Annotated in this window: 14 protein-coding genes; 10 read left to right on the forward strand and 4 right to left on the reverse strand. The window is 63.6% G+C overall.

Going from position 1 to position 21,183, the window contains the following annotated elements; genetic code table 11:
- Window positions 1-246 precede the first annotated feature (246 nt).
- The 4 genes from WKV53_RS26045 to WKV53_RS26060 all read left to right on the forward strand — a co-directional run bounded on the left by WKV53_RS26045 (window position 247) and on the right by WKV53_RS26060 (window position 8,446).
- Entirely contained in the window at window positions 247-4,167 is a 3,921-nt protein-coding gene (locus WKV53_RS26045) for a DUF7133 domain-containing protein (RefSeq protein ID WP_341407771.1), read from the forward strand.
- Between the two features lie 118 nt (window positions 4,168-4,285).
- On the forward strand, window positions 4,286-4,861 hold the full coding sequence (locus WKV53_RS26050; RefSeq protein WP_341407772.1) for a hypothetical protein: 576 nt from the start codon (window positions 4,286-4,288) through the stop codon (window positions 4,859-4,861).
- A 49-nt stretch (window positions 4,862-4,910) separates the two neighbouring features.
- The gene (locus tag WKV53_RS26055) at window positions 4,911-7,436 is read left to right on the forward strand and encodes a protein kinase domain-containing protein (protein ID WP_341407773.1); all 2,526 of its coding nucleotides are present in this window, start codon (window positions 4,911-4,913) and stop codon (window positions 7,434-7,436) included.
- A gap of 83 nt (window positions 7,437-7,519) precedes the next feature.
- A complete protein-coding gene (locus WKV53_RS26060; protein ID WP_341407774.1) occupies window positions 7,520-8,446 on the forward strand; it encodes a phytoene/squalene synthase family protein in 927 nt (308 codons plus the stop codon).
- 4 nt (window positions 8,447-8,450) lie between these two features.
- Here WKV53_RS26060 and WKV53_RS26065 read toward each other — a convergent pair whose 3' ends face one another.
- The 4 genes from WKV53_RS26065 to WKV53_RS26080 form a co-directional block, all read right to left on the reverse strand.
- Window positions 8,451-9,158, reverse strand: coding sequence for a hypothetical protein (locus WKV53_RS26065; RefSeq protein WP_341407775.1), 708 nt, complete (start codon window positions 9,156-9,158; stop codon window positions 8,451-8,453).
- A gap of 36 nt (window positions 9,159-9,194) precedes the next feature.
- Window positions 9,195-12,707 (reverse strand): pilus assembly PilX family protein, encoded by a 3,513-nt coding sequence (locus WKV53_RS26070; RefSeq protein ID WP_341407776.1) that lies wholly within the window; start codon window positions 12,705-12,707, stop codon window positions 9,195-9,197.
- A gap of 195 nt (window positions 12,708-12,902) precedes the next feature.
- Window positions 12,903-13,691: a hypothetical protein gene (locus WKV53_RS26075; protein ID WP_341407777.1), complete on the reverse strand. Its 789-nt coding sequence runs from the start codon at window positions 13,689-13,691 to the stop codon at window positions 12,903-12,905.
- Entirely contained in the window at window positions 13,666-15,225 is a 1,560-nt protein-coding gene (locus WKV53_RS26080; protein ID WP_341407778.1) for a S8 family peptidase, read from the reverse strand. The genes WKV53_RS26075 and WKV53_RS26080 overlap by 26 nt, the downstream gene beginning before the upstream one ends.
- Window positions 15,226-15,467: 242 nt before the next feature.
- On the opposite strand from WKV53_RS26080, the gene WKV53_RS26085 reads away from it, so the two are divergent.
- The 6 genes from WKV53_RS26085 (at window position 15,468) to WKV53_RS26110 (ending at window position 21,117) form a co-directional block, all read left to right on the forward strand.
- Entirely contained in the window at window positions 15,468-16,889 is a 1,422-nt protein-coding gene (locus WKV53_RS26085) for a PLP-dependent transferase (protein WP_341407779.1), read from the forward strand.
- 190 nt (window positions 16,890-17,079) lie between these two features.
- Entirely contained in the window at window positions 17,080-17,304 is a 225-nt protein-coding gene (locus WKV53_RS26090) for a hypothetical protein (protein WP_035602756.1), read from the forward strand.
- Between the two features lie 77 nt (window positions 17,305-17,381).
- On the forward strand, window positions 17,382-18,146 hold the full coding sequence (locus WKV53_RS26095) for an NIPSNAP family protein (RefSeq protein WP_341407780.1): 765 nt from the start codon (window positions 17,382-17,384) through the stop codon (window positions 18,144-18,146).
- Window positions 18,147-18,213: 67 nt separating this feature from the next.
- Complete coding sequence (locus WKV53_RS26100; RefSeq protein ID WP_341407781.1) at window positions 18,214-19,185, forward strand: DHH family phosphoesterase; 972 nt, start codon at window positions 18,214-18,216, stop codon at window positions 19,183-19,185.
- An 18-nt stretch (window positions 19,186-19,203) separates the two neighbouring features.
- On the forward strand, window positions 19,204-19,938 hold the full coding sequence (gene truB, locus WKV53_RS26105; protein WP_341407782.1) for a tRNA pseudouridine(55) synthase TruB: 735 nt from the start codon (window positions 19,204-19,206) through the stop codon (window positions 19,936-19,938).
- Between the two features lie 93 nt (window positions 19,939-20,031).
- Window positions 20,032-21,117 (forward strand): alpha-hydroxy acid oxidase, encoded by a 1,086-nt coding sequence (locus WKV53_RS26110; protein WP_341407783.1) that lies wholly within the window; start codon window positions 20,032-20,034, stop codon window positions 21,115-21,117.
- The last annotated feature ends 66 nt before the right edge of the window (window positions 21,118-21,183 follow it).

A 21,183-nucleotide genomic window follows, 5' to 3' on the forward strand; every position in this document is an offset into this window, starting at 1 on the left:
CCCAGCTTCCTTGCGCGATTGGTGGATATGTTTTCCCCCTTCATTGTGATGATTTTCCGGGCCGGTGGGCTTTGCGGACAGGAGCGGGCGAGGTGCCCACGAGGTTTGTCAGCAGATCCCTCTTAAGAAGTATTCCTGAAAGATGCGCTCTCCCGCCATCGTCCCCGCCGGGGCATGCGCCTACGACCTTTTGTTCACCCTTCTGAGCCATTGCCAATCCGTCGCTCGCCGCTAGCGTCGCCCGCGATGAAAGCTCGCCTGCTCTGGGCCTCCAGCCTGCTACTTGCCACCGGTTCCTCCATGGGAGCCACGAAAGTGCTCCAAGCCTTCGAGGGCGACGGCTACGGGGACTGGAAAACGGAAGGGACCGCCTTCGGTCTGGCCCCCGTTTCCGGCAAGATGGATGGGCTCAATGCGGAACTGACCGGCTATTCCCAGGAGTCGCTGGCCTGTTCGGCGAACGGTGGCGACGTGGCGAAGGGCTCGCTGACCTCCCCGGACATCAAGATTTCGGAAAACTACATCTGTTTCCTCATCGCTGGCGGCAAGCACCCGGGCAAGACCGCCGTGCAACTGCTGGTGGATGGCAAGGTGGTCCGCGAGGCCACCGGCCAGGATTCCCTGCAGTGCCGCACCGAGGTGTGGGATGTGACCGAGTTCAAGGGCAAGAACGCCAAGATCCGCCTGCTGGATGATGAAGAGGGCCGCTGGGGCGTCATCGCTGCCGACCAGTTCGTGATGACGGACTACGCGAACTACAAGTTCCCGCCGACCACCAAGGACGGCAAGGCCCACACCGCAGGACTCGTCGCCACCGATGTTATCCCCGGTCTGACCGTGCCGCGTGGCACCAAGGTCTCGATCGTGGCCGACTACAAGAACGGCGGCGTGACCTCGCCGACCGCGCTGGCCTTCGGCGAAAAGGGCGAGATCTACGTGGCCGAGACCACGCGCTTCCGTCACGGCGTGCCGGACAATCGCGACCACCTTTACTGGTATCTCGATGACATTTCCTCCCACTCCACCGACGACCGCCGCAAGCTCCACGAGAAGTGGAAGGACAAGGAGGAGAATACCTCGATCAAGTTCCTGACTGAAAAGGCCGACCGCGTGCGCGTGCTCTCCAAGCCGGGTGCCGATGGCAAGTCCGCCACCAGCGAGCTCTTCGCGGATGGCTTCAATGATGTGCTCGATGGTCCTGCGGCGGGTGTCTTCGAATACGACGGCACCACCTACGTCGCCTGTATCCCGAACATCTGGGCGCTGCGCGACAAGGACGGCAATGGCAAGATCGACAAGCCGGACGAGCGGCAGAAGCTCTTCGAAGGCTTCGGCGTGCGCGTGTCTTTCTCGGGTCACGACCTGAATGGCTTCGCGCTCGGACCGGATGGCCGGCTCTATGGCACGCTCGGTGACCGCGGCATGAATCTCACCACGCGGGAAGGGGTTCACTACGAGTATCCCGACCAGGGCTGCGTCTTCCGCTTCGATCCCGATGGCTCGAACTTCGAAGTCGTTCACACCGGCCTGCGCAATCCGAAGGAGATCGCCTTCGATGAGTTCGGCAATGCCATCTCGGTGGACAACAACTCCGACCAGGGTGACCAGGCGCGCGTGGTCTACGTGATGGATGGCGCGGACTCGGGCTGGAGCATGGAGCACCAGGCGCTGCACAGCTTCCACCGCCAGATCGGCATGGAGGAGCGCCCGCCGAACCGCTGGATGGAAGAGCAGATGTGGGCACCGCTGAATGACAAGCAGCCGGCCTACATCCTGCCGCCGGTGGCGAACCTCACCTCCGGTCCCTCCGGTCTGACCTACTATCCGGGTACCGGTTTCCTCGAGGAAGAAGCGGGTCGCTTCCTAATCTGCGACTACCGCGGTGGCGCGGCGAATTCCGGCCTGTGGTCATTCAAGGTGGAGCCTTCCGGCGCCTACATGAAGATGACGGACTCGCGCCAGTTCAACTGGGGTGCCGCCGTCACCGACGTGGAATACTCCTACGATGGTAGGCTGATGGTGACCGACTTCATCACCGGCTGGCAGTCGCATGACGATGGCCGCGTCTACGCGCTCACGGCCGACAAGCCCTTCCGCGCCGAAGAGGCAGCACAGACGGCCGAACTGATCGAGGCCGGCATCGACAAGAAGCCGGTGCCCGCGCTGGAGAAATTGCTTTCCCATCCCGACATGCGCGTCCGCCTGCGCGCCGAGATCGCATTGACCCGCAAGGACGGCGGCTTCGACGTGCTGGCCAAGGCCGCGAAGGAGGGCAAGGACCGCCTCACGCGCCTGCATGGTGTCTGGGGCCTCGGTATCGTGGCTCGCCGTGGTTCGGCGGCGCTGCCGGTCGGTGCTGGCGATGGTTTCGGCAAGGTTCCCGACAAGGCGACGCGTGACAAGGCGCGCGCCGCGCTGGTGCCGCTCCTGACCGACAAGGACGCGGAAGTCCGCGCACAGGCCGTGAAGGTGCTCGGCGAATCCGGCCTCAGTGGCGCTGGCTTGCCGCTGATGGCATTGATCGCCGATGAGTCGCCGCGCGTGCGCTCGTTTGCCGCCATCGCGGCCGGCCGCATGAAGGAGACCGGAACCCTTTCCCAAGTGTGGGATATGCTCGCCCAGTCGGATGACGTGGCGCTGCGCCACGCGGGTGTCTTCGCGCTCAGCAAGCTTTGCACTCCCTCGCAGCTTGTCTCGCTCAGCCAGCACAAGTCCGAGCGGGTCCGGTTGGCTGCCGTCATTGCACTGCGTCGCCTGAAGGATACGGCGGTCGTGGCGTTCCTGCGTGATCGCGATCCGAAGGTCGCCCGCGAAGCGCTGGAGGCGATCCACGATACCAGCATCGAAGGCGCACGCCCGGCCGTTGCCGAACTGCTGGATGCACCGCCCGCCTGGATCAGCCCCATGGACTGGCGCCGTCTCCTGCACAGCGCGCTGCGTCTGGGCGATGAGAAGAACCTCCACCGCGTGATTGCGGTCGTCCTGGATGACAAGGCTCCGGATGCCTCCCGTGCCGAGGCGCTGCGCCTCGTCGGCCTGTGGAGCAAGCCACCCCTGGTCGATCAGTCGCTCGGCCACGTGGCTCCGCTGAGCGAGCGCGATCCGGCGATGGTCCGCAAGGTCCTCACTCCGGAACTCAGCAAGCTGCTCCAGCTTCAAGGCAAGCTCGCCGAGCCCGCGCTGGCACTGGTGAAGAAGTATGAGCTCGATCTTTCCAAGGTCGATGATGCCACCCTCAAGGGTCTCGTCATGAATCAAAAGCTGCCGGGTGCCGCTCGTTCCGAAGCATTGGAACTGTATGCGACCCGCAAGCCGGCGGGCTTCGATCAACTGCTGGGAGAACTTGCCAAGGGCCAGAATGACGACCTCGCGATCGGCGCGATCAAGAAGCTCGCCGCTTCGCATCCGGCTGCCGCATTGGAATCGCTGAAGGCCGCCACGTCTAACAACAGCGCCCATCGCCAGCAGGAAGCCTGGAAGGTCGCGGGCGATCTGAAAGTTCCCGGTGCCGAGTCGTTGTTCGTTGCTGGCCTGGATCAGCTGAAGGCCAAGTCCGGTGCCACTCCTTCCACGCTGGAACTGCTCGATGCCGCTGCCAAGCGCACCGAGCCCGAGGTGAAGAAAGCGCTGGAAGGCTACAAGGCCGCCATCGCTGCATCCACCGATCCGCTGACCCCTTACCTCGGTTCGCTGCTCGGTGGCGATGAGGACAAGGGCGGTCAGCTCTTCGAGTCCCACCCGGCCGGCCAGTGCATGCGCTGCCACTCCGCAGGCGGCGGTCACGGTGGTGGCGATGCCGGTCCGAACCTCGAAGCAGTCGGCAAGCGCGGCGATGCGAAGTATTTCCTCGAGTCGCTCATCAATCCGAACGCCAAGGTAGCCATCGGCTTCGGCATCTCCAGCGTCACGCTCAAGGGCGGCAAGAACGTCGCCGGCATCCTGCTGGCCGACGACAAGGACAAGGTCGACATCGATAGCAACGGCAAGGTCCTGCGGGTCCGCCGCGGCGATATCGAGAGCATGACCCCGCCGGTCTCGGCAATGCCGCCGATGGGGGCGATGCTGAGCGCCTCCGAGCTCCGCGACGTGGTTGCCTGGCTCGGCAGCCGCAAGGGCAAGGACCCGGAGCCGAAGAAGCGCCCGGAGCCGGAAGTGGTGACGCCTTGATCGATCATTGATCGTCTTCTCACAAAGCCTGGTCGCGTGTCGGCCAGGCTTTTTGTGTTCTAACAAGGTGTGGGAAATCGACTTGGTATCTCCCCGCGCTGTAGGGAAGATACGGAACGTGAGCGACAATCCCTACCAAGCGCCGGCCGTTCAGGAAGTCGTGGCACCGGCCGTGCCTTTGACCGATGCTGAAGCGATCCGGACCAAGCACCTCAAGCATGAGGCGTCGCTCAAGGCGATCGGGTTCCTCTACTTCCTCGGCGCGGTGCTCGTGGCGGTCTCGCTGGTGGGACTGATCGCGGTGTATGGAAGGATGAGGACAAGTTCGGAAAGCGCGCTGGGCAGCTGGGATTGGAGCGTGATGGGCGCTCTTGTCGCGATCTGCATCGGGCAGTTCGTGGCAGGGTGGGGACTTCGCAAGCTCAGGCCATGGGCGAAGATCCCCGGTGCACTGGTGGCGGCGATCAGCATGATCAAATTCCCGGTCGGCACGGTGATCGGTGCCTACGTCCTCTATCTGATTTTCTGCCCCAAGGGGCGCACCGTCCTGTCCCCGGCCTACGCGGAGATCGTCGCGCAGACGCCCCACCTTCGCTACCGGACCCCGCGATGGATCTGGATTCTGTTGGCGGTGGTGGTGCTGCTGTTCCTCGGATTGCTGTTCTTCGGGGGTGTCGCGCCCAGCCGGCGGTAGCACGAACTGAGGGATTGGCGAAATCGCCAACGTCTTGCATGATATGCCCATGCAGCCCCCCGATGTCAGTCGCTTGCAGGTCATCGGCCCGATCGGTGCCGGTGCCTGTGGCCGGGTCTATCGGGCGCGCGATGAGATCGGCCGGGAGCTGGCGGTGAAGGTCTTCTCGCCCGCGGCGGTCAATCCCGGGTTGCTGGAGGAGTCGTCGCTGCGGCTGGAGGCCCGCGGCTGGCCGGCAGGGGTGCTGGAGGCGCTCAGCGAGGACTATCGCGGCAAGCAGCTGCTGCGGGTGACGGCCTTCCTCGCCGACGAGGTGGAGGGGCAGCTGGTGCCGCGGTCGCTGCAGCATCGCTTGGCCCGGTTTCCCGGTGAGGATTCCTGGCCGGTGGTGCTGGAGATCCTGCGGGCGCTGGCCGCGATGCATGATCGCCAGGTGGCGCATGGCAACCTGAAGCCGGGGAATGTTTTCTTCGATGACGATGGCAAGGTAGTCCTGACCGACTGGACGCTGGGCAACATGCCGGGGATCGGCGCTCTCGAATACACGGACGCGATCCTCTATCAGGCTCCCGAGCAGCTTCGCGACCCGGCCGGTTACCTGCGTGAGAAGGGCTACCGCTGGGATGTCTTTGCGTTCGGGGTGATGGCCTACCGGCTGGTCACCGGGGCGTTTCCGCGGTGCACGGAGACCTTCGATGAAGTCGCTCCCGAGCCGGGCCTGACGCGGCGCGAGGGGATCGCCGCGAACCTGAAGAGCATCGCCCGGATGATCGAGTCGCGGCCGGGCGTCGCGTGGCCTGATGCCGCGGCGAATTCGCTGGAGGCGGCCTATCGCTCCTTGCTCGACCGATGCCTTTCGCTCGACCCCTCGGTGCGCCCCGCGAATGCCGGGGAGCTGCTGCGTGGCTTCGAGCAAGCGGAGCGGGCTGCGGCCGAGGAACAGATGCGGGATGCCTTGCTCGACCAACATCGCCGGGCGCGTCGCAGTTCGTGGCGGGCGCACGTGGCCAGTGGCCTGATGGCGGCGGCAGCGCTGGTGTTTTCCATGCTCTGGAATGTGAAGAGCAAGCAGCTGGAATCCGACGAGCAGGGACACCGCACCGAGATCGCCCGCCTCACCGCGGAGAAAAAGGTGGCGGAGAGCGGCAAGTCCGAGGCGACCGAGGTGCTGGACCGCGAACGCAAGGCTCTCCAATACGAGAAGGATCTCTGGCTGGCGCGACTGGAAGAGTCCCGGGCGACCGGCGACCACCTCTTCGCATGGGCGATGGAAAAGGGGAACCGGAACCTGCCGCCGCTCGACGGACGGGACCAGCGGCTGACCCGTCTGGAGCACTACTTCCAGGATTTCATCACCCGCACCGCCGAGGTGGATGCCCTGAAGGAAGAGCGGGCGCGGGCACGGCTGCAATTGGCGGAAGTATCGCTGGCCCGTGGCGAGCCGAAGGTGGCGGCGCAGCGCCTGGAGGAGGCGATGGCCACCACCAATGACCTGCCCGCCGGTGCCGATCTTGACTTGCGGCTTGCGACCGATCGGCTGCTGCTGGCGTTGCTGCTTCAGGACCGGAATGACGATGCGACGGAGGCGGCCTTTGTCTCCGCGCGCAAGTCGCTGGAAGCGGTGCCCCAGGCGGCGGCGGATGCGGATCGGGTGCAGCAGTTGCTGGCGATCTTGGATTTCCACGAGTCGAAGCTGCTCGCGGCGGAGGGGAAGGATGATGCGGCGCTCAACCAGCTTCATCGTGCGACGCAGACCTTGTCGCGTCTTTCGGAACAGCGGCCGGACGTGGTGATCCTGCGCTCGGAACTCGCAAGCTGCTTCATGGACTCCGCCACCATCCTCGATGGCATTGGCGAGATGGGGAGCGCGCGCGAGGTCAGGGAGATGGCGGCGACGAAGCTCTTGGAACTGCTGGAGAAGGATCCGCGGAATCTGGATCTGAGGCTGGAGCTGGCCGGGTGCTATGGCGGCATCGCGGAAGCGGCGATCCTCTCCGGCGATGTGGCTCTCGCGGGCTCGATGTCAAAGGCGGCGGTGAAATTGCTGGAAGAGCTAATGGGCCAGCAACCCGAGCGGGCGGAAGTGAGGTCGATGCTGGCCGGCCAGTATGGACTGACGGCGGACATGATGCGGGATCGCGGGGAGGCCCAGCAGGCGCGCAAGCTGGTGGATCAGGCGCTCCTGCTGGTAGAGCCGATTGCGATCGGCGACACGGGGAAGCCGATGGCCCGCTACCGGTTGGCACTACTGCTCCAGCAAAAGGGCCGCTTGGCTGGCACCGACGGCGACCGGGAAGGGGAGATCGACTTTTATACCAAGTCCGCGGACTTGCAGCGGAAGCTGCTGACGACGGACGACTACGGGGTGGTGCGCGCCGAGCAGGTCCGGCGGACGCTGGGCTACGTGCTCGGTGATCTCGGCCACGCGGCCCAGCTCGCCAAGAAGCCGGAGCTTGCCCAATCGGCCTTCGGCGAGGCCGTCGCGGTGTGGACCCAGCTGAACCGGGATCGCCCGCACAATGAGGAGTACGAGGGCTGCCTGACGTGGAGCCAGGCGCGCCTCAAGGGGCTGTAGTCGACCATGGTATCGGGATTTACGCACGATCCGGCCGATTTTGGGGCTTGATGGAGCGCGCTGGTCGGGGCTCTCTCAGCGCGGTGCAACTTGACCGTCACGTTTTGCGGAATGTTTCGCGGTCCTTTTACCTGAGTCTGCGGCTGCTGCCGGAGCCGATGCGGCCGGCGACGGCCACGGGCTACCTGCTGGCACGGGCCAGCGACACGCTGGCGGACACGGCGGAGGTGCCGGTGGATGACCGGCTGGAATTGCTGGATGGCTTTGCCGACGAACTGCGCGGAAAGGGTGCTGACTGGCGGTCACGGAAATTGCAGGCGTTTGCCGAAAAGCAGACGCATGCCGGAGAGCGCGTGCTGCTGGAGCGGTTGGACGAGTGCTTCGCGATGCTGGGTGCGCTGGATGGCCTGCAGGCGGACGCGGTGCGTGAGACGCTGGCTACGATCATCAGCGGACAGCGGCTCGATCTGGTGCGCTTTGAAGAAGCCAGCCGCCTCCGGCCGGTGGCGCTGAAGAACGAGGAGGAATTGGAAGACTACTGCTACCGGGTCGCCGGTTGTGTGGGTGCCTTCTGGACGCGCATCGGACTGCTCACCATGGGCAGCCGGTTCTCCGATTCGAATCCAGATGACCTGCGCGACCTCGGCGTGCGCTACGGGATGGGTCTCCAACTGGTGAACATCCTCCGCGACTTGCCGGAAGATCTTTCCAATGGCCGCTGCTACTTGCCAGCGTCTGATCCGGACAACCGGGAACAGATGGCGGCGCTGCGGAAGGAGTGGCTGGACCACGCGGCGGTGTGGCTGGAATCCGGCCGGCGCTATGCTTCACGATTGAATCACTGGCGCGTGCGCGCGGCATCCGTGCTGCCCGCCTTGATCGGCGAGGATACCATCGGGCTGCTGGAAGTGGCTTCCGCGGAGGAGGAGAAGGTGAAGGTCACCCGTAAACAAGTCAGGCGCGCCGCGTGGCGCGCCTGCTGGTGGCCCAAAGGGCCGGTGAAGCGTTAGAGCGTCAGGGAGTGGCCCCCGGCGGTTTCTCCAGCCACTGCGGGCTATCGTTGAAGTATTTCACCGACGGCTGCTTGAAGCGTGGATCGATCAGGGTGACGACGATTTCGCGGCGCTGGTCGCTGGCCTTCCAACTCGCCGAATAGCCCTTCACCCAGCTTCCGTTTCCGCTGAGGAATTCCACGGCCACGGGATACATGTTGTACTCGTCGACCTTGGTGGACTGCGGGAAAATAGCGTGCTTGTCGGTCGGGATCTGCGGCGTGGTGGTACCGGAGATGACGAAGCGCACGGGCACGGCTGCGAGATTGATCGCGCGGACCGAACCGAGCTTGAAGGTCGTCAGGTCGTCATCATAGGCGCGCATGATGTAGGGCGGCTTGCCTTCTCCTTCCGGGCCCGGGGTGAGCACGAAGAGCTGGCGGTCCGACTTGGCGAGCGGGGCCTTGGCGGCAATCACCGGCTTGGTGGGGTCGCCCTTGATGTAAAGCACCGCGTCAGTGGTCGCGAAGGTCGCCTCGATCACCGGTGAAGGACCGGAGGTATAGAGCGGCAGCGTGGTCGCGGCCTCGCCCGCCTTGGCGGCAGGCAAGACGACTTCGTTGACGGATCCCGAGTAATCCAGACACAAGGTGCGGAAGGAGACCTTGCGGCCATCGGCAAAGGCCGAAGAGGCGGACAGGGCAAGGGCGAGGAGCGGAAGAAGACGCATCGTCATCATGGCAGGTTGGCGATTCCACATCGCGCTTCACACTTCATCCGGGTGGAGCCAGCGGAATGCAACCACGGAAAAGCGCCGGCCGAAGGACTTGTTCGCCTGGGTGGTGGCGACCAGTTCCGGCTTGTCGGTTTGGTCGACATATTCCGGGAAGCGCTGCACGGTCGCTTCGCACCAGGCGCGGGCCAACACCTGGCCATCCTTGTCGCGGGCGTCGCCAAAGGCACGGATGCGGAAGGTATCCGAGCGCACGGTGGTGAAGGAGCCGATCGCCGAGAGCAGGTCACCCTGGGAGATTTCGCCTGGCGCGCCGGCACCGGTATTGGTGCCGATCACGGCAGCCGCATTTTTCCAGCCGTAGTTCGCCACGTCGTTGGCGCCGATCACGGTAGCATTGGCTTCCATGATCTGGTTGAACCTGGCGTGATCGATGGCCGCTTGCAGGGCACCTTTCTGGCCGAGGTCGCCGCTGGCCAAGCGCCGGTTCACGAAGTCGGACATCGAGAGGAAGGGGCCGCGCTCGCGCACTTCGATGACGATCTGCTCGGCAAGCGCGTCGATTTCAGCGGTGCTCAGCTTCCGGTAGCTGTTCCACAGCTGGTTCTTGATTTCGCGGCCTTCCTTGAGTCCACCGACGGGGCGGCGCATGCGCAGCATGGGGACATCGTCGGCGGTCTTTTCCAGAGCACCCGATGCGAGGGGGATGGAAGAGTCGGAAAGGGCGCTCAGCACCGAGATCCAAGCGGCCTTGGAGACGCTGTTCACGTTGAAGCCGCCCTTGGTCATGATGTAAGCGGCGGTCCTGGCGCCGTTGCGCTCGGCGATGGCGTCGGTGGCAGCATCCTTGGCCGCGGTGCCAGCCGTCAGATAAGGCTGGTTACGCGGGTTGGGGAGATTCTTCTCGCCGTTGAAGAACGCGCTGGAAAGGGCGGTCTGGGTCTGGGCGTCGCTGCCGGTGAAGGCGGTGCCCTGCAGGGTCGCGAGGGTGGAGAACCAGTAGCGGTCCCACAGCGCGTCATTGGCGAGCCAGGAATGGTCCAGCATGATCCGGCTGGTGTCCGGCGCGAACTTCACTGATGCGACCGGGATCGCCGGATGAGCGCGGGACTCGCCGACGGAGTAGGTGAAATAAGGCGCGGCACCGAGGCTGGCGGCATTCGCGTGGCGCATCTGGGCGATCGACTGCCACGGGGCTTGCGGGATTTCGTAGATGCTGGCGCTGGTGGAGCCGTTGTTCGTATCGTGACCGCCGAAGAAGTAGCCTTTCACGCCGTCAGTCTGGAATCCCAGGCTGGAGGGGAAGGGAGTCAGCACGAACTCAAGCGGGCTGGAACCCTGGCTGGCCGAGGTGGTGAAATCGCAGGTCGCCATCTGGAAGGTCAGGCCGGTGTCAGCGACCGGACGCGACTTGGTGAAGGAGTCCCGGGTGGTCTTGCCACTGAGGCTGAAGATCGCGAACGGACGAGCGTGGGTATACTTTTTGATCGGCTGCGTGTTCGGCTCGTAGAGACTCAGGGAAGTCTGGGGAAGGTCTCCCGTTCTCGGATAGGTCTCGGGGAATGTCCGGGGAAGCGGGAAACGCGGTGACGTTCCTTCTTCCAGGATCGCCTTCAGGCGGGCCTCATCCTTGAAGAAAACCTGGGTGGTCGAGTAGTTGTTCGTGGTGTTGCCGGGCGTCAGGCGCATCGTCACCGAGAACTTGTTGGTCGGCGTGCTTGCCTGAGCCTTCGGTGCGTATTTGACGCTGACCTGTTCGCCGTCCTTGAGGGGGATGATTCCTTCGCCGGTGCGCGCGGTAAGCCATGGCTGGCGATTGGTGGCGGCCAGCCAGTCGACATCATAGCCGATGCCGTCGTTGGGGCCGGTGATCATGCCGGGCATGATGCGGTTGCCCATCTGGGTCTTATCATTGCGCCAGTCGAACATCATGGTGCCATCGGCACCGGTTCCTGCGGATTCGTTGGCCCAGGTCCAATCCGGCGGGAACGGCTTGCCAAAGATCCGCGTTTCGCCCGCACCCATCACGACTTCACGGTTGGCGGTGAGGTCGCCGGTGAGGAGGAGCTTGAAGATCTTCTTGGTCGAGCCGTTCTCCTTGTTCACATAGAGCTGGTTGAAGGCTTGGATGTTCGAGGTGGCGGGCTGGCCTCCGACAAAGAACTGGAAACCCATCGGAAGGTCCTCGAATTCGAGCTCCAGCTGGGTGAAGCGGAGCGGCACGTTGTAGGGATTGTGCAGGGTGATGACCGGCAGGTACATCAGGTGAAGCATCTTGGGGTAGCCCGCGGCTCTCAGGCCATCGGCACGGCCACCGTGCACGTCACGGGTCATCATGCTGAAGACGATGTCCACCTTGGCGATGGTCGGCATGATGACCGACTCGGTGAGGGTGGCCATGTTTGGCTCATAGCGGTTGTCGCGCAGCGTGCGGTCGGAGACCGTGGCGAGGCGATAGCGGCTGCTGACGTAGCTCTTCAGGCCGTCCTTCGGGTTGTCGTTGGCGGTGGTCCGCTGATAGAGCCGGTAGTAGTGCTGGTAGATGCCCCACAGCGGATCGGCCGCGGTGGATCCGCCGAATGGAGCGGTGGTGCTGGAGTAGACGCGCTTGCTGGCGTAGTCGGTCGGCAGGGTGGCATTGTCGAAGAGGACGCTGAGGTCCGTCTTCAGGCCGCCGTTTGCGACGTCGGCCTGAACCGAATTCGAAGTCACGCTGAAGTCGTGGAAGTAGCGGCCGAAGGTCTCCTTGTCGGAGGACATCAAATTGACTTCATCCACGCTGACCAGTTTCGGCAGGGTCTCGTTTAGTGTGGCGGCTTCACCGTTGAGGTTTTCCAAGCCCTTGTTCTTCCCTGCCTTGTTGCGGGGCGAAGAGCCGACGCGCATGATATTCTTGCCGAGACCGGTAGTGGAGGTGTCCTTGTCGGGAAGGAGGTCGATGCGGCCTTTGACCCCTTCGTCCAGCGCCACCCAAGCGATCGAACCGGCGTCCGGCGTGCCCTTCTGGCCGACGCTGACGATGGGTGCCTTCACCTGGCGGTCCGTGGAACCCGAGCCAAGGCTGCCTTCACCCACCATTGTTTCCATGGGCGAGGCGCTGCCCGGCATTTCCGAAGGATCGACGTTCGAAGGGAAGCTCGGGGCCGACGTCATGTAGCCGGCGAAATGGTTCTTCTTTTCCGACTTGTAGTCGCCAGAGCCATCACTCGGCGGACGCCACGACTTCCAAACGCCGGCGACTCCCTGAGGATTGGTGGCCGAGACGAGATTCGCCGGGGCGGAGATCCGTTGGTCGGGGCCGGCAGCCTTTTGCAGCTGGCCGAGCGCCAGCATTAGCGCGAGCCGCGCATTGCCCTTGGCAGTCTGCATGGCCTCCGTGTGGGCGGAGGCCCGCATCGAGACCGATGACAGGGTTAGAAGGCCCACGGCGAGCACCGTGATCAGGACCATCAGGGATAAAGAGACGATAAGAGCAAAGCCCTGCTGTCGCCTGAAGCGATGCTTTGCACTGAATGGCTTTTTTTCGTCAAAAGAAGTGGGTTTCATGACGTTCGATAGTGAATAATTGCTGCGGCACCTGATTTTGTAAATACAAAACGTGTAACCTACCCCAATGGGGGAGTGCCGGCTTGGGTTTCCGCACAATCCGAAATGTCGTCGGAATGCCCCTAGATGACAAAAAAGTGAAAGATTGCCACGCCGCTGGCGGCTTACCCTGTTAACCCGCTCCGGACCGCTTGATTACCAGCGGCCGATGACTGCGGCGGGGACCACGACGGTCATTTCGCCCGCCCGGACATCCTTTTTGGCGATGTTTGCGGTGGGCACGAGCGCTTCCAAGCAGGGGGCGGGCTGTCCGGCTGCGGCTAGCACGGGGACGGCTGGCAGTCGGAACTCGCCTTGGCCGCGCTTTCCTCCCCATGGATCGAGGTAGGCAAAGCCGAAACTCATCTCATCGTTCCCCAGCTTCCGTGGAACGGCTGTGACCGTCACGAAGTGGCCCTGCAGCGGGATCCATTTTCCGCCGCGGAGGGCGAAGCGGCGGAGGCTGAGGAGCGGGGGGATGCCTTTGGAAAGGGACTTTTCCAAGCGCTGGTGGGTGCGGCGGAGCAAGGCCGCCTGCGTTTCGCCGCGGCGTGTGAAAAGATCCTCGTGGATGACTGCGGGCAGGTAGAGAGGCCGCGTCATTTCATTGGTCGCGGCGACGAGGTCCTCGACATTGATCCCGGCGTTGGTCCAACGCTTGCGGCCCTTCAGGGTTTCCGAGGGAAGCAGGCCATGGAGGCGTATCCACTGGCCCAGTTGCTCGCGGTCGGTGGTGCCTGTTAGAGACGAGGCAGCGCGTTGCCAGGCGTCATTGCCGGAGCGGAAGGAGGATAGCAATGCAGCCGGTCCGCAGGCGTTGCCGGAGATGGCGAGCTGGTTGACCGGGGTGGCGTCCGACTTGGGGGCTTCCCGCATTTCGCCTGCATGGCAGCAAGCGATCAGGGCGAAGAAAGCGACCTCAATTCGTCGGCGGAACGTAAACATCGGACCGCTTGTTGTTAGACGGTTTCACGTCGCTGGTGCTACTCGAAACGCCTGAAACAATCGTCGCGCCACCGTTCGCCAAGCTGAGTGGCAGGGTGAAGGTCTTGATGTCGCCTGCCGGGAGAGTGGTGATGATGTAACTGGAGGTGGAACCGTTGACGGTCACTTGCACGGGAGCATTGACCATGGTGGCGGTGCCGCGGTTTTCCACAGTCACTTGGAGCACTGGCTGGCCATTGGCACCGGTGGTCACGTAGTTTGATGCGATGGCTGCATCGGTGACTCCGCCCTGGCCCGAGCGGAAGATGCGGCCGACGTCCACGGTGCCGCCGCCGTAGTAGTCGTCGTCACCCGGTGCGCCGGACTCGTCCAGGTTGTCGACCACCATCTTGTAGGCCTTCTGGGCCGTGAGGCGGGTGCTGCCGGAGGACATGGTCGCTGCCAGCACGCCGACGCCGATGGGTGAACTCGCGGAGGTGCCGGTGAAGTAGATGTTTTGATCGCCAGTCCACGCGGTGACGAGGTCCAGTCCCGGAGCGCTCATGGTAACCGAACCGGTATTGGAGAAATTCAGGTGATTGCCTGCGGCATCGACCGCACCGACACCGACGACGCCCGGATAGGCGGCGGGGAAGGCGACCTGGTCGTAGCCTTCGTTTCCGGTGGAGGCGTAGATGATCACGCCGGCCTTCTGGGCAGCTTCCACGGCTTGGCGAAGCAGGGTGGAATTGCCGTAGGAGCCCATCGAAATGTTGATGACGTCCACGCCGGAATCGACGGCGGCGAGAATGCCTTGGGCGAGCAGGAAGCTGTTGGAGGTGCCCTCGTCATTGGCGACGCGCCACGAGAGCAGCTCCGTCGACGGGGCGATCTGCCGGATCAGGTCGGCGACTGCGGTGCCGTGGCCGTTCCAGTCCGCGGCGTTGGCCGGCGGATCGACGAGGTAATAATTCTTCGCTCCGGCCAAGGTGGAGCCGGTGTCGAGGATGCCGACCTTCACGCCGGTACCGTAGGCCGAATTGTCGCCACTGATGCCCAGCCACGCGAGCAACTGGTTGCCGAAGCCGATGGCGCCGTCTTGCACGCCGTCCGTCCGCGGGGTGGGGAGGGTGACCGGGTAGATGTAGCCGCTTTCCTCACTGCCATCGAGCAGCGCCGCTAATTGATCTTGAGAAAGAAAGCCGACGTGGAGGGCATTGAGCTTGTCGATCTGCCCGAGGATCGAGATACCCTTGCCCTGGGCTGCCTTGAGGAAGCGCTCCATGGCTTCGCGGCTGGAGAAGACCAGCGACCGCTGGTTTTGCATGGCTCCGGCCTTCGCGGCATCCTCGTCGCGCTTCCAGCCCTCGGGGCGCTTGGCGGGTTTGCTCTCCTTCGCGGGCGGATCGTAGAGGACTGTGGGCTTCGGAGCGGTGGTCGCGGCGACCGGTTTTTGGGCACTGGCCGGGTTCGCGGCGTGGGTGATCCACCAGCCGGCGACGCCCGCTGCCAGGATCGCCGCAGCTAGAACCGCCTCTCGTCCGCCTTTTCTCATGCCTTCCGGTAACCCCGATCTGTCTCCGGGGGTAGCGCGAAATTTCGAGATTCTCCGGCGGGGCATCACATTTTAAATCGTCGCCCAGCCCCCATTTTATCACCCGGTCGGTCAGAAATTCGCCCCCCCGCGCATACAATTCCGGGAATCCGGCTTGCCCAACCGCCCCCCCTCCCGGCAAGCAGGGGGCGCACATGCGTGATTTGTCGGCTCAGCCTGCCTGGCAGGAAGAGGATCTGGGAATGCCCCTCCCTGATTCGCCTCATGCCGTGTCGGTGTGTCTGCCGACATGGAAATCCGTGATCGGATACGAGGAGGGCCGCGACAAGGTGGTCCGCAAGATGCGCATGGGCTACCCGCGCTTTTTCCGCCATCCGCTGGTAAAACGCCTGACCGCGATGGCCGCGGAGGAAATCGCCGAGGACGGGGAAGAGGCGTTCGTTTTCCCCAACAAGGTCGCTGCCCAGCGGGCGCTGCGGTGGATCGAGCGCCGCACCGAAATGGCGGTCCGCTCGGAAAGCTTCAACGGGATGCACGTGCTGGCCGTGCCGGCGAAGGCGCGCCAGGCGGCAGTCGATTACCAGCGCTTCACCGGTGAACTGGTCAGCAGCCGGCAGGCCGAGGACTTCCTGGAAGGCAAGGTGCGTGAGGGCGACAAGTCGCACCTGCTCCAGCGCCGCCTGGGCAAGCTGCTCGCGATCGAGCCGGACCACGTTTTCATTTTCAACAGCGGGATGGCGTCCATCACCGCGGTGCTGCGCGCGCTGCCGGGGGTGAAGGAGGGCAAGAAGACGCTGCAGATCGAGTTTCCCTACGTCGATGCCCTGAAGGTGCAGGAGCAGTTCGGCAATGGCGTGGTCTTCCTGAACCAAGCGATCGGTGAGTCCTTCGATGAAGCGCTGCGCCGGATTCGCGCGGGCGAGTTCGCGGGTGTTTTCACCGAATGCCCCAGCAATCCGCTGCTGCGGACGATCGATGTCCAGCGGGTCGCTGCGGCTTGTGCTGAAGGCGGGGTGCCGTTCGTCATCGATGACTCGGCAGTCGGGCCGTCGAATGTGGCTGCGTTGCGTTATGCGGACGTCGTTACCACCAGCCTGACCAAGTGGCTGTCCGGTGTGGGCGATGTTATGGCCGGCATGGCCTCGGTTCGTCCGGACTCCGACCATGCTGGAATCCTGCTGGCGGCGCTTGCCGAGGAAAGTGCGCGCAGCACGCCGCTCTACATCGGCGATGCCGAGGTGCTGCTCTCCAATCTCAAGGGCTTCCCGGCCCGAATGGCTGCCCACAACGCCAACGGTCTGGCGATTGCCGAGATGCTCGCCAATCATCCGGGCGTTGCGGAGGTCTGGCATCCCTCGCTGACCACGCGCGAGGACTACGACAAGATCCGCGCGCCGCGTGGTGGCTACGGACCGCTGCTGTCCTTCGTGCTGAAGAATCCGAAGAAGGCACCGAAGGTGTTCGATGCCCTGCAGGTTTCCAAGGGGCCGAGCTTTGGCACCCCGTTCACCTTGGCGTGCCCCTACACAATGCTTGCCCACTACACGGAGCTGGATTGGGCGGAGGCGTGTGGCGTGCCATCACACCTCATTCGCGTTTCGTGCGGAGCGGAGGAAACGTCAGGCTTGCTGAATCACTTTGCTACGGCTTTGGAGCAGGCATGACGTAGATTTGACGGCTTTATAAAGGTTTTTTGGTCACTTGATTTACGAAAAAGTGATCTAAGGTGCTACCTTAGTAAATCTCCTTGCCTACCTCTACTAAACCCTTTGAATCGCGTCATTCGTGTCCGGAAAAGCAGCTTCTGCTCAAGAAGCGGCCTTTCTTGAACCCCAGCCCAAGACACCGAAACGCATGAAAAGGAAGCCCAAGCTCGCGCTGCGCGTGAATCAGGAAAACCCGAATCATCACCTTTGGAACAATCGCGGGGTCTGGTGGTGTCACCTGACCGTTCACAAGCCGGATGCGACCGCCGAGCGCCTGCGCTTTTCCCTGAAGACCCGCGATGTCGACCAGGCCCGTGAGCGCCGCGACCGCATTTTCCGCCAGATCGCGGAGCACTACGAAATCGCCGCTTGAGCGATTTTCTCCCGGCCTAACGGCCGTGTGACTGAAGACGGGGTTGTCAGGCCGTTCGCGGCGGGCAACCCTTTTTCATGCTCAAATCCCTAGTAGCAGGAATCCTCGCCATGGTGTCCCTCGCAGTGGCTGAAGAAAAACCCAAAGACACGCGGCTGTTCGAACTTCGCACCTATCACGCGGAGCCGGGCAAGCTGGATGCGCTGCTGACGCGCTTCCGCGATCACACCTGCAAGCTCTTCGAAAAGCACGGCATGACCAATGTCGGCTACTGGGTGCCAGCGGAGAACAAGGACAACCTGCTCGTTTACCTGCTGGCCTATCCGGATCGCGCCGCGCGTGATGCAGCGTGGAAGGGCTTCCTCGGCGACGAGGATTGGAAGAAGGCCGCGGCGGCTTCCGAAGTGAATGGCAAGCTGGTGGGCAAGGTCGATGAACTCTACCTGAACGCGACCGACTTCTCGCCGGGCTTCCCCGAGTCCGCCTCGCCGGATCGTTTGTTCGAGCTGCGCACCTATACGTGCAATCCAGGCAAGCTGCCGAACCTTCACAAGCGCTTCGCGGAGCACACGATCGAGCTCTTCAAGAAGCATGGCATCACCAATGGCGCCTACTTCAAGATGGTGGCTGGCCAACCTGCTGCGGACGATACGCTGGTCTATTTCCTGGTGCACAAGGACGCCGCTACCGCCGAGAAATCGTGGCTCGATTTCCGTGCAGATCCGATCTGGGTGGCTGCGAAGAAGGCTTCCGAGGATGCTGCCGGCGGATCGCTGACCGTGCTGCCCGACGGGGTGAAGTCGGTTTTCCTCAAGCCGGTGGATTTCTCGCCGCTCAAGTGACGCGTGTCCTTTGTCCTTGCGTGCGGGGGGCGCATCGGGAGAATCCCGCCCCCTTCCGCGGGACACCATGAACGCGAGCTACCAAGACATCGGCGAGGTTTTTGCGAAGCACGACTCGTTCGTGATCCTCAGCCATGTGCGCCCGGATGGCGATGCCATCGGCTCGCAGCTCGCGCTCGGACTCGCGCTGGAAGCGGCGGGGAAGAAGGTGCGTCTGATCAATGAGGACGGCCTTCCCGACAACCTCGTGTTCCTTCCCGAGTCGCAGCGGATCGAGTTGCCGCCAGCCGAGCCGCTCGATGTGGAAGTGGCGATCGCGCTCGACACCGCGACCAAGCCCCGGCTCGGCGACAATGCGCTGCATGCGGCCTCGAAGGCGAAGCTGTGGGTGAACATCGACCACCACAAGTCGAACCCGGCTTATGGCGATGTGAATCACATCGACTCGAGTAGCCCGGCCACGGGGCAGATCCTTTACAAGCTGATCACGGCGCTGAACCTGCCGCTGCCGGATGCATCGCGGGATGCGATCTACGTGGCCGTTTCGACTGATACGGGTTCGTTCCAGTATCCGTCGACGACCGAGGACACCTACCTGATGGCGGCCGACTTGATCCGCCGCGGGCTGGATGTGGGACGCATCAATTCGCTGACCTACGACCATAGCCCGTATCGCCGCGTGGAGCTGATGCGTGCGCTGCTCAATACGCTGGAGCTCACCGGTGAAGGCCGCGTCGCGTATTGGGACCTGACGAAGGACACCGGGGAAAAGCTGGGCCTGAAGCCGGAAGACAGCGAGGGGATGATCGACATTATCCGCGGCATCGATGGCGTGATCGTGGCGGTTTTCTTTGAGGAGTTGCCGGACGGGAAGATCCGCGTCTCGATGCGTTCCAAGGACCCACGAGTGGATGCCTGCAATGTCTGCATGGAGTTCGGCGGTGGTGGTCACGCGCTTGCTGCCGGTATCCGCATGGCGGGTCCACTTGCCGCTGCGAAGGAACGTGTGCTGGAAGCTGTGAAGCGGGCATTGCCCTGATAGTCTGACTGAAGTTTTATGAATCGACCGAATCCCGGCCCGATGGTGCCCAGCGGCGTGCTGCTGGTGGACAAGGCCCCCGACATGACCTCGCATGACGTGGTTGCGATTGCCCGCCGTTCGCTGGGCACGAAGAAGATCGGCCACTGCGGCACCCTCGATCCGATGGCTACCGGCCTGCTGATGCTGGTGGTGGAGCGTGCGACCAAGATCCAGGACCTGCTGATGAGCGAGGACAAGGAGTATCAAGGAACGCTCACGCTCGGCAAGGTGACCTCCTCCCAGGATCGCCAGGGCGAGGTGACGGAGGAGAAGGAAGTGCCGGCTTTCACGGCGGCGCAGGTCGACGCGGCCTTCGGTGAGTTCACGGGTGCCTTCGAGCAGATCCCGCCGATGGTGTCCGCGATCAAGAAGGACGGCGTGCCGCTCTACAAATTGGCGCGCAAGGGGCAGGAAGTGGAGCGCGCTCCGCGGCCGGTGACGGTGTCGAAGTACGAGATCTCTCGTATCGAGCTGCCGGAAGTGGATTTCACGGTGAACTGCTCGAAGGGATTCTACGTGCGGACTTACGCGCATGACATCGGTGGCAAGCTCGGCTGCGGTGCGCACTTGAGTGCGCTGCGCCGGACCCGCTCGGGACGCTTCACGCTGGAGCGCGCGATCACCGTGGATCAGCTCAAGACGATGCCGCGTGAGGAGCTGTGGAAGACTCTGGTGAGTCTTGCGGAGATTTCGTTGATGCGGGGAGCGTAAGCTTTCTTAATGTGGGCGCGGTGTCACGAACGCGCCTACGGAGGGTGGATCGGAGTCGCCATGGCGAAGGGGAGTCGTTAGGCTCGCTTCGCCATGCCGTTGCCGCCGCTTTCCACGATCCCGCCGGAAGTTGTCTCGCTCGATGACTATGAGGCGCTCGCCCGTGAGCGCGTAGAGGAAAGTGCCTGGGCTTACTTGTCGGGTGGAGCGGGGGATGAACTGACGTTGCGGGAGAACCGTGTGGCCTTCGAGCGGCTGAAGCTTTCGCCCCGCATCCTGCGCGATCTTTCGGGGGCGAACACGCGGTTGGAGTTGTTCGGGCGGAGCTATGCTCATCCCATCTTCGTCGCGCCGACGGCCTTTCACCGGCTGTTCCATCCGGAAGGTGAGCGCGCGACCGTGCTGGGCGCATCGGTGATGGAAGCTTGCCTCACCGTCAGCACTTCGGCCGGCGTCCCGCTTGAAGAGATTTCCACCTCGGCCACGGTGCCGCCGTGGTTCCAGCTTTACGTGCAAGCGGATCGTGGCTTCACGGCGGAGTTGGTGAAGCGCGTGGAAGCCGCCGGCTATGCCGCACTGGTGGTGACGGTGGACGCTCCGCTGCATGGCCTGCGCAATCGCGAGCAGCGCGCGTGCTTCCGCCTGCCGCCGGGAATCGAGGCGGTGAATCTGCGGGGCATGAAGTCATTGCCACCGGCCGAGGGTGTGTTCGGCACGCCGTTGTTAGAAACCGCGCCGACTTGGAAGGATCTCGCGTGGCTGCGATCTCTGACGACCTTGCCAGTGATCTTGAAAGGCGTGCTCGATCCGGAAGACGCGCGGATTGCCGCGGCGGAGGGATTTGCGGGGATCGTGGTTTCGAATCACGGCGGGCGGACGTTGGATACGGTTCCGGCGGCGATCGAGGTACTGCCGCAGATTGCCGAGGCGGTGGCGGGACAAGTGCCACTGCTGATGGATGGAGGGATTCGTCGCGGCACGGACGTGCTCAAGGCGCTCGCGCTCGGCGCCGACGCGGTAATGGTCGGCCGACCGGTGCTTCATGGGCTCGCCGCCGCCGGCGCGACCGGCGTGGCGCACGTGCTCAAGATCTTGCGGACCGAACTCGAGATAGCGATGGCATTGACCGGGAGGCCGACGCTTTCCTCGGTCGATCGAACTGTAATTGCGAATCCTTGATCGCCCCCCCTCGAACATGGAGCAGCCCTATCGCCCGCCAGCCGCAGAACCCCCGCGAGACGAGAG

It is taken from the genome of Luteolibacter sp. Y139 (genome assembly GCF_038066715.1).
Taxonomy (GTDB): Bacteria; Verrucomicrobiota; Verrucomicrobiia; order Verrucomicrobiales; family Akkermansiaceae; genus Haloferula; species Haloferula soli.

What these genes read in the sequence shown, in the direction of transcription:
- WKV53_RS26045 (WP_341407771.1), top strand. Translation starts at nt 247, where the DNA reads ATGAAAGCTCGCCTGCTCTGGGCCTCCAGCCTGCTACTTGCCACCGGT.
- WKV53_RS26055 (WP_341407773.1), top strand. Translation starts at nt 4,911, where the DNA reads ATGCAGCCCCCCGATGTCAGTCGCTTGCAGGTCATCGGCCCGATCGGT.
- WKV53_RS26065 (WP_341407775.1), bottom strand. Translation starts at nt 9,158, where the DNA reads ATGCGTCTTCTTCCGCTCCTCGCCCTTGCCCTGTCCGCCTCTTCGGCC.
- WKV53_RS26070 (WP_341407776.1), bottom strand. Translation starts at nt 12,707, where the DNA reads ATGAAACCCACTTCTTTTGACGAAAAAAAGCCATTCAGTGCAAAGCAT.
- WKV53_RS26075 (WP_341407777.1), bottom strand. Translation starts at nt 13,691, where the DNA reads ATGTTTACGTTCCGCCGACGAATTGAGGTCGCTTTCTTCGCCCTGATC.
- WKV53_RS26080 (WP_341407778.1), bottom strand. Translation starts at nt 15,225, where the DNA reads ATGAGAAAAGGCGGACGAGAGGCGGTTCTAGCTGCGGCGATCCTGGCA.
- WKV53_RS26085 (WP_341407779.1), top strand. Translation starts at nt 15,468, where the DNA reads ATGCCCCTCCCTGATTCGCCTCATGCCGTGTCGGTGTGTCTGCCGACA.
- WKV53_RS26090 (WP_035602756.1), top strand. Translation starts at nt 17,080, where the DNA reads ATGAAAAGGAAGCCCAAGCTCGCGCTGCGCGTGAATCAGGAAAACCCG.
- WKV53_RS26095 (WP_341407780.1), top strand. Translation starts at nt 17,382, where the DNA reads ATGCTCAAATCCCTAGTAGCAGGAATCCTCGCCATGGTGTCCCTCGCA.
- WKV53_RS26100 (WP_341407781.1), top strand. Translation starts at nt 18,214, where the DNA reads ATGAACGCGAGCTACCAAGACATCGGCGAGGTTTTTGCGAAGCACGAC.
- truB (WP_341407782.1), top strand. Translation starts at nt 19,204, where the DNA reads ATGAATCGACCGAATCCCGGCCCGATGGTGCCCAGCGGCGTGCTGCTG.
- WKV53_RS26110 (WP_341407783.1), top strand. Translation starts at nt 20,032, where the DNA reads ATGCCGTTGCCGCCGCTTTCCACGATCCCGCCGGAAGTTGTCTCGCTC.